The organism is Mycobacterium helveticum, assembly GCF_007714205.1.
Taxonomy (GTDB): Bacteria; Actinomycetota; Actinomycetes; order Mycobacteriales; family Mycobacteriaceae; genus Mycobacterium; species Mycobacterium helveticum.
In genome coordinates this window covers 53,674-66,332 of the sequence record NZ_VMQU01000011.1, presented here as the reverse complement: position 1 = coordinate 66,332, position 12,659 = coordinate 53,674, and the positions used below count along the sequence as shown (strand labels likewise).

Here is a 12,659-nt window from a genome sequence, read left to right as displayed (position 1 = left end):
CCCCCCCCCCCCCCCCCCCCCCCCCCCCCCCCCCCCCCCCCCCCCCCCCCCCCCCCCCCCCCCCCCCCCCCCCCGCGACCCTGGCCGCCGCATTCGGCGATGCGTCGTGACCGAGGGCGGGGGCGTTGGTGCAGCCGCGCACGTGCGGCGTACCCACGGGCAGCAGTTCGGCGGGCGGCACCCGCAGCGGGTCTGTCCAGCTGTTCGACGAACGGCGCAGCCCCCATTCCGGCAATCTAGGCGGCCGCCCCCGGCTTGAGGTAGGTCACCAGGCTGCAGTCCAGCATCTCGTCGGCGAAATAGTGCTCGCAGCCGCGCAGGTACTTCATGTAGCGGTCGTAGACCTCCTCGGAGGTGACCTCGATGGCCTTGTCCCGGTTGGACTCGAGCGTGTCGCCCCAGATGTGCAGCGTCTTGATGTAGTGCGGGCGCAGCGAAAGCGGTTCGGGCACAACGAAACCCGCCTTCTCGCCGTGGTCGACCATCATCTCGGTGGACGGCAGCCGGCCACCGGGGAAGATCTCGGTGACGATGAACTTGATGAAGCGCGCCGTCTCCCAGGTGATCCTTTTGCCGCGAGCTGCCATCTCGTAGGGGTGGTAGCTGACGCTGCTCTGGACGGTCATCCGGCCGTCGTCGGGCATGATGTCGAAGCACCGCTTGAAGAAGTCGTCGTAGTTCTCGTGCCCGAAGTGCTCGAAGGCCTCGATCGACACGATCCGGTCCACCGGCTCGGAGAAGTCCTCCCAGCCGTACAGCCGCACCTGACGCGAGCGATCGGTGTCGATCGCGCCGAGCACCTGCTCGCAGCGGGCGTGCTGGTTCTTCGACAGCGTCAGCCCGATCACGTTGACGTCGTAGCGCTCGACGGCGCGCTTCATCGTGGTGCCCCAGCCGCAGCCGATGTCGAGCAGTGTCATGCCCGGCTTGAGGTCCAGCTTGTCCAGGTTCAGGTCGATCTTGGCGTACTGGGCCTCTTCCAGGCTCATCTCGGCGCGCTCGAAATATGCGCAGCTGTACGTCCGGGTCGGATCCTGGAACAGCGCGAAGAACTCGTCGGAGACGTCGTAGTGGGCCTGGATGTCCTGGAAGCGCGTGCGCGTCTTCGTCGGGCTCTTCGGTTGCTCAGCCATGGTGGTGTTGTTCTCCTGGGTGATGTTCGTTGCAACCATACCCACTGCGCCGGGCGCACCCGAAATATGCTGGTCGGCGCGAGAGGCTCACTTTGCCAGCGTGAACTGGTTGCAGTCGACGTAGCCGGTGCGGAACACGTGGGCGCACCCGGTCAGGTACTTCATGTACATCTCGTAGACCTCTTCGGACTGGATCGCGATGGCCTCGTCCCTGCGCGCCTGCAGGGCCTCGGCCCAGAAGTCGAGGGTCCTGGCGAAGTCCGGCTGCAGCGACTGGATGCGGGTCACCGTGAACCCCGCCTTCGTCGCGTGCTCCTCGACTTTCTCGATCATCGGCAGCCGCCCGCCCGGGAAGATGTCGGTGACGATGAACCTCATGAACTTCGCCATGTCCATCGTCAACGGGAGGCCGCGCTCCATGACCTGCTTGACGTGCAGCCCGGTGATCGAATGCAACAGCATGACGCCGTCGGCGGGCAGGGCGTTGTAGGCGAACTCGAAGAAGTCGTCGTAGCGGTGGAAACCGAAGTGCTCCAGCGCCTCGATGACCACGATGCGGTCCACCGGTTCGCCGAACTGCGCCCAGTCGCGCAGCAGCACCCGCCGCGAGCGGTCGCTGTCGATCCCGTCGAGCACCTGCCGGCAGTACGCGTACTGGTTCTTCGACAGCGTCAGCCCGACGACGTTGACGTCGTAGCGCTCCACGGCGCGCTTCATCACCGAACCCCAGCCGCAGCCGAGGTCGAGCAGGGTCATCCCCGGCCGCAATCCCAGCTTGTCGAGGGTCAGGTCGAGCTTGGCGAGCTGAGCCTCGTGCAGGGTCATGCCCTCGCGCGGGAAGTAGGCGCAGCTGTAGGTGCGCGTCGGGTCCACGAACAGCGCGAAGAATTCGTTCGAGAGGTCGTAGTGCGCCTGGACATCTTCGAGGTTGGAGTCAAGGTTCGACCGTTTGAGCGTGGCCCCCACCCGATTCTCGGACATGATCCCCTCCCGACCGGAACGGCAACTCTGCTCGATGCCGTTTCCGGCACCCTACTCGCGGTCGGGCACGAGTCATGGATTTCGAGGGCGCTTGCCCCGGATTTCTCGATTCGGGATCAGCGGATCGTGTAGTCGCTCAGCGGGAAGCGGGACGCCTCCCGCACCGCGTTCAGCGTCGAGGTGGGCCGCAGTAACGACGCCTCGCCACTGGGGTTGAAGTAGTACGAGCGGGAGGTGGCGCAGTCGCCCCGGTGGAAGACGGTCTTGTCGAGAAGCCCGGTCATCCGGTCCATGAAACGCGCCGTCGCTTCTTCGGTCACCTCGAACTCCGCGGCCCCCCGGCGCCGAACCTCGCCGAACAGCCGGTCCATGTGCCGCATCTGAGCTTCGATCGTGTGGAAGAACGACAGCCCCGAGAAGGCGTACGGGCTGGCCAGGCCCAGGTAGTTGGGGAAAAACGGCACGGCGACGCCCTGGTAGGACTGGAACCTGGTCTCGCGCCACCACTTGCCCAGGTTGCGTCCCTGCCGCCCGATCACCTCGAAGGCCGGGAAGTTCGCTTCCCAGAGGTCGAAACCGGTGGCCAGCACCAGCGTGTCGATGACGGTCTTGTTGCCGTCGGCGGTGACGATGCCGTCGGAATCGATCCGTTCGATGCGGTTGGTCTCGAGGTGCACGTGTGGTTTGGCCAGCGTGCGGAAGTAGCTGTTGGACCAGGTGGGACGTTTGCAGCCGAAGTCGTAGTGGGGTGTCAGCTTGCGGCGCAACTCTTTGTCGCGGATCCAGATGAACCGGTTGATCTTGCCCAAGTCCGACGCGGCGATGTTCACCCGCCGCAGACCGCGGTGATGCAGGCCGGTGATGATGATCATCTCGAACAAGGTGTCGGTGAGCAGCCGGAAGGCGCGGTGCACCAGGGGCGCCCGCGCGAACAGCCGCTGCAGCCGGGCCGGGATCGCGAAATCGGGCTTGGGCACCACGTGGGTCGCGGTGCGCTGGTACACGGTCAGGTCGGCGGCCCCGTCGGCCAGCTCGGGGATCAGCTGGACGGCGGTCGCACCGGTTCCGATGATGCCGACGCGCTGCCCGGTCACGTCGCAGCTGCCGTCCCATGCCGTGGTGTGGATGACGTTGCCCCCGAAGCCGTCGACGCCGGGGATCGGTGGCGTGTGCGGCTGCGACAGGAAGCCGGTGGCGCTGATCAGGAATCGCGTCGTCAGGCTTTCACCGCAGTTCAGCGCCACCTGCCACACCCGGGCATCCTCGTCCCAGCGCGCGCTCTCGACGGTCGTGTTGAACCGCATGTGGCGTTTCACGTCGTACTTGGCCGCGATGTGGTCGGCGTACCGTTGCAGTTCGTCGCGGCGCGGGAACAGCCGCGACCAATACGGGTTGGGCTCGAACCAGTACGAATAGGTGGTGCACGGCACGTCGACGGCCAGCCCCGGGTACCGGTTGACGTGCCACGTTCCGCCGAGGTCGTTCTCACGGTCGAGAATTGCGATGTTGTCGTAACCGAGCCGCTTGAGCGCGATCGCGGCGCCGATGCCGCCGAAACCGGCGCCAACAACGATGACGTCGAAGGGGTCCATGCTGGGTGAGGCCATTGCCTGTCGTGGCCTTTCGTGAAAATCAGTTCGCGGTCGCGTCACTGCGGCGTGTAGGTGGGGGAGCGCATTTGCTGCGCGGCAAAATTATAACGGGAAACCCGCCGCGTGCCCCGCAGGTGAGGGGCGGTTGGGAGGTTGAATTCCATCACTTTTCGGTATAATCGGTGGCCGGTCGAGCGATGTCGGGGCGGCGGAAGCGCCGACTATTTCGTTAGCGTGTACTGCGCGACGTTGGAGATGCCCTTGCGGAACAGGCCCGCACAGCCGGTCAGATAGCGCATGAATCTGTCGTAGACCTCCTCGGACTGGATCGCGATGGCGCGTTCGCGGTTGGCCTCGAGGTTGGCCGCCCACATGTCGAGAGTCCGGGCGTAATGCGGCTGCAGGTATTGGACCTGCTCGAGTGAGAAGCCGCTGTCGCGTGCGTTGTCGACGATATCGGGCTCGCCGCACATCTGGCCGCCGGGGAAGATTTCCTTGCCGAGGAAGTGGAAGAAACGCAGATCCGTCATCGTGATCGGGATGCCGCGTTGCTTCCACTCCGACTGCGGGTACGTGAAGAGGCTGTGCATCAGCATCCGGCTGTCGTCGGGGAGGGTCCGGTAGGCCCAATCCCAGAACGCGGGCCAACGTTCCTTCTTGAACGCGTCGAAGGCCTCGAAGCTGATGATCCGGTCGACGGGCTCGTCGAACTCTTCCCAACCCTGCAGCCGCGCCTCGGCCCGCCGCCCCGTGGGGATGGCGGCCAGCCTGGCCTTGGTGCGCGCGTAGTGATTTCGGCTGAGCGTGATCCCGATGACGTTCACGTCGTATCTCTCGGCTGCCCGGGCGACGGCCCCGCCCCAGCCGCACCCCACGTCGAGCAGCGTCATTCCCGGCTCGAGTTCCAGCTTGTCCAGCCCCAGGTCCAGCTTTGCGAGCTGTGCCTCTTCCAGCGTCATGTCGTCGCGCTCGAAGTACGCGCAGGTGTACACCATGTTGGGGTCGAGGAATAACGAGAAGAAGTCGTCCGAGATGTCGTACGTCGCTTGCGACTCTTCGTAGTACGGTTTCAGGTCGCTCATCGTCAAGCATCCTTCCAACGCCGAGCTCGTGGCCCTGACAGTGTTCCCACGAACTTCGCTCCGAATCCGCTTTCGCTCCGAATCCGCTTTCGCTCCGAATCCGCTAAAGCCTGATCAACCTTCCTCAGCGGGCCTCGGCGAAATTGCTCGTCAGCACGCTGATCAGCCGATCCCACAGTTGGTGAGGCAGGTCGTGGCCCATACCGTCGATCAAGAATAGTCGAGCGCCGCTCACGGCGCGCGCGACGGCCCGGCCGCCGGAGGGGCGCATCAGCTTGTCGGCCCGACCGTGGATCACCACGGTCGGCGCGTCGATGCGCCGGTTGTACCGCGTCAGGCTGCCGGTGCCCAGGATCGCGCCGAGGTGCCGGGCGACGCCTTGTGGGTAGTAGCTGCGGTCATACCCCTCGGCGGCCTCGGCGCGGACCTGCTCCTCGGCCGCGCGGTAGCGCGGGCTGCCGATGATGGTGGTGACGCGCACCGCGTTGTCGATGATCACCTCGCGCGGTGAGCCCGGCGGCGGGCCCTTGAGGAGCGCCAGCAACGCGCGCGGGGCGGGCGGCGGCAGGAACGGCCGGTTGTTGCTGGAGAACAGGACTCCCAGCGTCCTGGTCCGTTCGGGGAACCGCGCCGCGAAGACCTGGGCGATCATGCCGCCCATCGACGCGCCCACCACGTGGGCCGCCTCGATGCCCAGATGATCCAGCACCGCGGCGGCGTCGCCGGCCATGTCGTCGAGCGTGTAGGCCGCGTTGCTGCGCAAACCGAACCAGAAGCGCGCCAACCGAATCGGCAGCGGCTGCCCGGAGCCGCGATGCCCGGTCCTGCCGGACAGGCCCACGTCCCGGTTGTCGTACCGGATGACCCGCAGCCCGTGCCCGACGAGCTTCTCGCAGAAGGCGGTCCGCCACAGCAACAGCTGGGCGCCCAGTCCCATGATCAGCAGCACGGGCGGATGGTCGGGGTCGCCCATGTCCTCGTAATAGAGCTTCAGGTCGCCTTCCGGAGCGGACGAGACGGCGTGCCCACTGCGTATTTCCACGGGTCCCGTCAGACCTCGACGTCGGAGGAGTGCTCGCGGCTGACTTCGACCATGAAGTTGGCGAAGTATCCCGTCAGCTGCGGGTCGGACATCATCTGCCACTTCGGCGCCAGCAGCTTCATGTACCGCTCGACGTAGAGGAACTGCTTGCCGATCAGCACCAGCTCGCGGGGGAGCTTGACGTCGTAGGCGTCGGCCAGCGCGGAGAGCTGCCGGCCGATGTCGGCATACGACATGTCGCCCAGCGTCTGCACGGTCAGCGGGGTGGCGAAGCGCTCCAGGTCCTTGGCGGCCTCGGCCTCCGGCTTCGTCGCGCCGACCGCGCCCATCAGCACGACGATCTTGCCGGCCGCGGCGTGGTCCTTCTTCACCAGCAGCGCGTACACGAGCTCCCGCAGCAGCCAGCGGGTGCGGGGGTCGATGCGGCCCATGATCCCGAAGTCGAAGAACACGATCCGGCCCGCCTCGTCGACGTAGAGGTTGCCCGCGTGCAGGTCCCCGTGGAACAGCCCGTGTCGCAGGCCGCCCTCGAACAGACTGAACAGCAGCGCCTTGACCAGCTCGGTACCGTCGAACCCGGCCTTGCGGATGGCGGCAGCGTCGTCGATCCGGATGCCGTGCACCCGCTCCATCGTCAGCACCCGGTCGCTGGTGAAGTCCCAGTACACCTGGGGCACCCGGATGCCCCGGCCCAGCGGCGAGGCGTGCAGGTGTGCGACCCAGGCCTCCATCGACTGCGCCTCCAGGCGGAAGTTCAGCTCTTCGGCCAGGTTGTCGGAGAAGTCGGCGACCACGTCCTGCGCGGAGAGCCGGCGGCCCAGCTTGGCCAACTCCACGGCCTGGGCGAAGCGTTTGAGGATCTGCAGGTCGGCGGCCACCCGCCGGCGGATGCCCGGCCGTTGGATCTTGACGACGACGTCCTCACCGGTGTGCAGGGTCGCGTAGTGCACCTGGGCGATGGACGCCGACGCGAACGGCTCCTCCTCGAAGGTGGCGAACAGCTCGGCGGGCTCACGGCCGAGATCCTCGACGAAAAGCTTGTGCACCTGCGTGCTGTCGGCGGGGGGCACGCGGTCCAGCAGGCCGCGGAACTCGCGGGACAGCGATTCGCCGAACGCGCCGGGACTGGACGCGATGATCTGCCCGAACTTCACGTACGTCGGGCCAAGGTCGGCGAAGGTCTGTGGGAGCTGCCTGATCGCCTTCTGCTGCCACGGCCCCCGTCCCGGCAGCGTGGTGAGGAAGCGGGCGGCGGCGCGGGTGACCTGCCAGCCGGTGGCCGCTACGCGGGCCGCCTCGGCCGGCAGCGGCACCCGGTTCAGCCTGGCCACCTCTCGGTGTTTGGTAGAGCTCATCTGAGCAGTCTGCCAAACCGGCGGTGTCAAGTCCCAATCTCTGTGCGGTCGCTCACCGGCGCCATGGCCTGACCCAGCCCTGGCTCTCCCAGCCCTCCCGCGCGGCGATCAGCTCGTACATGGTGGCGCCGTCGATGGTCTCGCGCACGATGTCGGCGTGCCCGGCGTGCCGCGCCAGCTCGTTGATCACATGCAGGATCACCCAGCGCACCGACCAGGCCCGCTGGTCCTTGGGGAACCACGGGATGTCCTGCGGCACGGGCACCGCGGCGTCGAGGTCCGCGGACTCCACCAGCCGCAGCGACGCCTCGTTCTGCGCTTCGAACGCCCCCAGCAGCCCGGCCAGCGTCTCGTCGGGCCGCATCACGTGCTGGTCGGCGAACTCCGCCGCGATCCGCTCGAACGGCCGGGTGTCCTTCGGGGGCGCGTCCGGGGCGGCGGCCACGCGGGCCATCCAGCTGCGCTGCATCCCGGTGGCGTGCTTGATCAGCCCGCCGATCGACAGGGCGCTGGCCGACGGCGCGGACCGGGCCTGCGCGTCGGTGAGGCCGTGGGAGACGCCGAAGTAGGCGCTCTGGTGGAACGCCAGATAGGCGCGCAGGGCGCTGCGTTCGTCGGACACGGGCGGGGCGAGTGCGGGCATGGGCCGATCCTTCCCCGTAAGGTGCGGGCATGCAGGTGGTTTCGGCCGATGCGACCGAGTTGTTCGTCGGGCCGCCGGACGCGCCGCTGCAGCTGGTGCGGGTCGCCATCTCGGGGTGCGCGCGCGCGACGCCGGTCCGCATCGACGGCGACGGGCTGGCCGGGGAAGCCGTCGCCGAGGCCGGCCGGCGCAGCGTCGAGGTCCCGGTCGCGGTGCGACGTCGGGCCGTCGGCGAGCGACGGCCGGCGCGGGTGCACGCCGGCGATGCCGTCACGCAGTGCGCATTCACCTTTGAATTCCTGGTGGCCGAGCCCGGCTGGACGATGTTCATGGTCAGCCACTTCCACTACGACCCGGTCTGGTGGAACACCCAGGGCGCCTACACCAGCGAGTGGACCGAGGACCCGCCCGGGCGCGCGCGGCAGGCCAACGGCTTCGCCCTGGTCCACGCCCATCTGGAGATGGCCCGCCGCGACCCCGACTACAAGTTCGTGCTGGCCGAGGTGGATTACCTCAAGCCGTACTGGGACACGCGCCCCGAGGACCGCGCCGACCTGCGCCGGTTCCTGGCCGAGGGCCGCGTCGAGGTGATGGGCGGCACCTACAACGAACCCAACACCAACCTCACCAGCGCGGAGACGACGATCCGGAACCTGGTGCACGGCATGGGTTTTCAGCGTCATGTCCTCGGCGCCGACCCGGCCACCGCGTGGCAGCTCGACGTGTTCGGCCACGACCCGCAGTTTCCCGGGCTGGCCGCCGGCGCCGGCCTGACGTCGAGTTCGTGGGCGCGCGGTCCGCACCACCAGTGGGGCCCGGCCCGGGGCGGGGACGAAACCGGGGGTGTGGACCGCATGCAGTTCAGCAGCGAGTTCGAGTGGATCTCGCCGTCCGGTCGCGGCCTGCTCACCCACTACATGCCCGCGCACTATTCGGCGGGCTGGTGGATGGACTCCTCGACCACGCTCGCCGAGGCCGAGGACGCCACCTACGGGCTGTTCGCAGAACTCAAGCGGGTCGCGCTGACGCGCAACGTGCTGCTGCCCGTCGGCACCGACTACACGCCGCCGAACACGTGGGTGACCTCGATCCACCGGGACTGGGCCGCCCGCTACACCTGGCCGCGTTTCGTGTGCGCGCTGCCGCGGGAGTTCTTCGCCGCGGTGCGCGCCGAACTGGCCGGGCGCGGGGGTGCGCCGTCGCCGCAGACCCGCGACATGAACCCGATCTACACCGGCAAGGACGTGTCCTACATCGACACCAAACAGGCCAACCGGGCCGCCGAGAACGCGGTCCTGGCCGCGGAGCGCTTCGCCGTGTTCGCCGCGCTGACGACCGGCGCGGAGTATCCGCAGGCCGCGCTGTCCAAGGCGTGGGTGCAGCTGGCCTACGGGGCCCACCACGACGCGATCACCGGCTCGGAGTCCGACCAGGTCTACCTGGACCTGCTGACCGGCTGGCGCGACGCGTGGGAGCTGGGCTGCGCGGCCCGCGACAACTCGCTGATGCTGCTCTCCGAGGCGGTGGCCGGGGACGTCACCGTGTGGAACCCGCTGGCCAGGCGGCGCACCGACATCGTCACCGCCCGGCTCGACCCCGCCCCCGGGCCGGGGGTGCGGGTGGTCGACGCCGACGGTGCCGAGGTGCCCGCCCACGTCGAGCACGACGGCCGGTCGGTCACCTGGCTGGCCCGCGACGTGCCGTCGCTGGGCTGGCGCGCCTACCGCCTGATCCCCGGCGGGGAACCCACCGGCTGGGAGCCGGTGCCCGGCTGCGAGATCGCCAACGAGCACTACCGGTTGCGGGCCGATCCGGCGCGCGGCGGGGGCGTGGCGGCGCTGTGGCACGGGGCGAGGCAGCTGATCGCCGACGGCCGGGTGGGCAACGAGCTGGCCGTCTACGAGGAGTACCCGTCCCACCCGACGCAGGGCGAGGGCCCCTGGCACCTGCTGCCCAGGGGACCGGTGGTGTGCTCGGCCGCTTCCCCCGCGCGGGTGCAGGCTTACCGCGGCCCGCTCGGTCAGCGGCTGGTCGTCCACGGCCGCATCGGCACGCTGCTGCGCTACACCCAGACCGTGACCCTGTGGCGCGGCGTGGCGCGGGTGGACTGCCGCACCACCGTCGACGAGTTCACCGGCGCCGACCGCCTCGTGCGCCTGCGCTGGCCGTGCCCGGTGCCCGGTGCCATGCCGGTCAGCGAGGTGGGCGACGCCGTGATCGGGCGGGGTTTCGCCCTGTTGCACGACGGGGAGCGCTCGGTGGACACCGCGCAGCACCCGTGGACCCTGGACAACCCGGCCTACGGCTGGTTCGCGCTGTCGTCGGCGGCCCGGGTGCGCGTCGGGGGCGACGTGCGGGCGGTGTCGGTGGCCGAGGTGGTGTCACCGGACGAGACGACCTCCGGACCGCTGGCCCGCGAGCTGATGGTGGCGCTGGTCCGCGCCGGTGTCACGGCCACTTGCGGCGACGCCGGCAAGCCGCGCTACGGCCACCTCGACGTCGACTCCAACCTGCCCGACGTGCGGATCGCGCTGGGCGGGCCGACCCGTAACGCCTTCACCGAAGCCGTTCTCGCGCAGGCTGATCCGGCATACTCGCGCGAACTCGACCGGCAGCTGGCCGCGACCGGCAGGGCCAGGGTGTGGGTGCCGGCGGCGGCCCCGCTGGCGGCGGTCTGGGTGCCCGGCGCCGACCTGCGCCCGCCGCGGGCGCTGCCGGTGCTGGTGATCGCCGGCCGCGGCGAGCAAGGCCTGCGCGCCGAGATCGCGGCGGTGGCCGAGGACCTCGCCGACGCCGAGGTATGCGTCACGCAGCGGGCGCCGTCGGGGATGGGTCCCTGCGAAGACCGCACCGTCGCGCTGCTCAACCGCGGCGTGCCCAGCTTCGCCGTCGACGCCGGGGGCACGCTGCACACCGCGCTGCTGCGGTCCTGCACCGGCTGGCCGTCGGGCGTCTGGATCGACGAGCCGCGCCGCACCGCGCCCGACGGCTCGAACTTCCAGCTCCAGCACTGGACGCACGCCTTCGACTACGCGCTGGCCTGCGGCGACGGCGACTGGCGGCGCGCCGGGATCCCGGCGCGCAGCGCGGAGTTCTCCCACCCGTTGCACGCCGTCGTCGCCCCGGCCCGACGCCGGTTGCTGCCGCCGGCCGGGTCGCTGCTGCACGCCGAGCCCGCCGACGCGGTCACGGTGGCGGCCCTCAAGGCGGCGGGCAACCCGCTGGCGGCGGGCCGCGCCCGGCCGGTCGATCCCGGCGCGGTGGCGCTGCGGTTGGTGCAGACGACGGGGGCCCCCACCCGCGTGGTGCTGGGATCGTCGATCGCCGCGATCACCGGCCTGCGCGATGCCGACCTGCTGGAAGAGGCGGGCGAACCCGTCGACGCGGTGCAGCTGCCCGGCTATCAGGTGGCCACCGTGCTGGCGCGACTCGAAACACCCAGGTTGACGACGGAACCGGTCGAGCTGGCGCCGCGCGCCGAGGCCGCCCAGCCGCTCTACGCGCGCTACTGGCTGCACAACCGGGGGCCCGCGCCGCTCGGCGGGTTGCCCGCGGTCGCCCACCTGCACCCCGCGCGCGTGTCCGCCGACCCCGGCACCGAGGTGGTGCTGCGGCTGACCGCGGCCAGTGACTGCGGCGACGCGGCGCTGGACGGCGCGGTGACGCTGGTGTGCCCGGACGGCTGGTCGGCCACGCCGGGCTCGCTGCCCGTGGTGCTGGACCCCGGCGGGCACCGGGAGGCCGACGTGACGGTGGCGATCCCGGCGCGGGCACGACCCGGGTTGTATCCCGTCCGCGCGCAGCTCCGCCTGGGCGGCCGCGAAATCCCCCCCGCGTGGCGCCAGGTGGTCGAGGATGTGTGCGTGGTGGCGGTGGGCGGCGACACCGATCCCGGCGGACTGGCCTACCTCGTTGACGGGCCCGCCGACGTCACGCTGCGCGCCGGCGACGCGGCCCGGCTGACCGTCCGGGTCGGCACACACGCCCGGGCCGACGTGGCACTGGAGGTGCATCTGATCAGCCCGTGGGGCACCTGGGAGTGGATGGGCCCGGCCGCGCGCGGTGCGGTGCTGCCCGCCGGCGGCGCGGTCGAGCTGGGCTTCGAGGTGGCCCCGCCGGCGTGGCTGGAGCCGGGCCGCTGGTGGGCCCTGGTCCGGGTGGGCTGTGCCGGGCGGCTGGTCTACTCTCCGGCGGTGCGGGTGACCGTGACGTGAGCATCCAGCCGGTCGCCACCGTCGGCGGCGCGCCCGTCGCGCTCGCCGACGTCGACGCGGCCGAGGCGCGGTTGCGTGGCGGTCCGCTGGCGGCGGCGCTGCCCGCCGCCGGCACCGGCGAGGGGCGGCAGCTGCGGCGCTGGCTGACCCAGCTGATCGTCACCGAGCGGGTGGTCGCCGCCGAGGCGGCCGCGCGGGGGCTCACCGCGGGTGGCGCCCCGACCGAGGCCGAGCTGCTGCCCGACGTCACGGCCCGGCTGGAGATCGGCAGCATCGCCGCCGCGGCGCTGGCCGATCCGCGCGCCCGGGCGCTGTTCGCCGCGGTCACCGCCGGGGTCGCGGTGACCGACGACGACGTCGCCGCCTACCACCTGCGCAACCCGCTCCGGTTCGCCGCGCCGACCCCGGCCCGGCACGGCTGGCGGGCCCCGCCGCGGTCCGCCCCGCCGCTGGCGGAGGTGCGGTGCGCGGTCGCCGAGCATCTGCTGGGCGCCGCGCGGCGCCGCGCCTTCCGGATCTGGCTGGAGGGGCGCCGGGCGGCGCTGGTCCGGCTGGCCCCCGGGTACGAGCATCCCGGGGACCCGAGCCAACCCGACAACACCCACCGGCACTGAGCG

Annotated in this window: 9 protein-coding genes; 2 read left to right on the top strand and 7 right to left on the bottom strand. The window is 70.4% G+C overall.

Annotation, left to right across the window (positions count from 1 at the left end; translation table 11 throughout):
* Positions 1-236: 236 nt before the first annotated feature.
* From mmaA4 to FPZ47_RS04580, 7 genes are all read right to left on the bottom strand, one after another.
* On the bottom strand, positions 237-1,133 hold the full coding sequence (gene mmaA4 / locus FPZ47_RS04610; RefSeq protein WP_144951070.1) for a hydroxymycolate synthase MmaA4: 897 nt from the start codon (positions 1,131-1,133) through the stop codon (positions 237-239).
* A gap of 87 nt (positions 1,134-1,220) precedes the next feature.
* Positions 1,221-2,114 (bottom strand): methoxy mycolic acid synthase MmaA3, encoded by an 894-nt coding sequence (gene mmaA3 / locus FPZ47_RS04605; protein ID WP_144951060.1) that lies wholly within the window; start codon positions 2,112-2,114, stop codon positions 1,221-1,223.
* Between the two features lie 116 nt (positions 2,115-2,230).
* On the bottom strand, positions 2,231-3,706 hold the full coding sequence (locus FPZ47_RS04600; protein WP_144951069.1) for a flavin-containing monooxygenase: 1,476 nt from the start codon (positions 3,704-3,706) through the stop codon (positions 2,231-2,233).
* Between the two features lie 221 nt (positions 3,707-3,927).
* Positions 3,928-4,788 carry a cyclopropane mycolic acid synthase family methyltransferase gene (locus tag FPZ47_RS04595; protein ID WP_144951058.1) on the bottom strand — a complete coding sequence of 287 codons (861 nt, stop codon included), beginning with the start codon at positions 4,786-4,788 and terminating at the stop codon, positions 3,928-3,930.
* Positions 4,789-4,912: 124 nt separating this feature from the next.
* Entirely contained in the window at positions 4,913-5,830 is a 918-nt protein-coding gene (locus FPZ47_RS04590; RefSeq protein WP_144951057.1) for an alpha/beta fold hydrolase, read from the bottom strand.
* A gap of 8 nt (positions 5,831-5,838) precedes the next feature.
* Positions 5,839-7,185, bottom strand: a complete 1,347-nt coding sequence (locus tag FPZ47_RS04585; protein WP_144951055.1) for an ABC1 kinase family protein — start codon at positions 7,183-7,185, stop codon at positions 5,839-5,841.
* A 52-nt stretch (positions 7,186-7,237) separates the two neighbouring features.
* Positions 7,238-7,807 carry a DinB family protein gene (locus tag FPZ47_RS04580; RefSeq protein ID WP_144951067.1) on the bottom strand — a complete coding sequence of 190 codons (570 nt, stop codon included), beginning with the start codon at positions 7,805-7,807 and terminating at the stop codon, positions 7,238-7,240.
* 50 nt (positions 7,808-7,857) lie between these two features.
* Here FPZ47_RS04580 and FPZ47_RS04575 point away from each other — a divergent pair, with 50 nt between their 5' ends.
* Both FPZ47_RS04575 and FPZ47_RS04570 read left to right on the top strand, forming a co-directional pair.
* Positions 7,858-12,042, top strand: a complete 4,185-nt coding sequence (locus FPZ47_RS04575) for a glycoside hydrolase family 38 N-terminal domain-containing protein (protein ID WP_144951053.1) — start codon at positions 7,858-7,860, stop codon at positions 12,040-12,042.
* Positions 12,039-12,656 (top strand): DUF7158 domain-containing protein, encoded by a 618-nt coding sequence (locus FPZ47_RS04570; protein WP_168209360.1) that lies wholly within the window; start codon positions 12,039-12,041, stop codon positions 12,654-12,656. Before FPZ47_RS04575 ends, FPZ47_RS04570 begins: the two co-directional genes overlap by 4 nt.
* Positions 12,657-12,659: the final 3 nt, after the last annotated feature.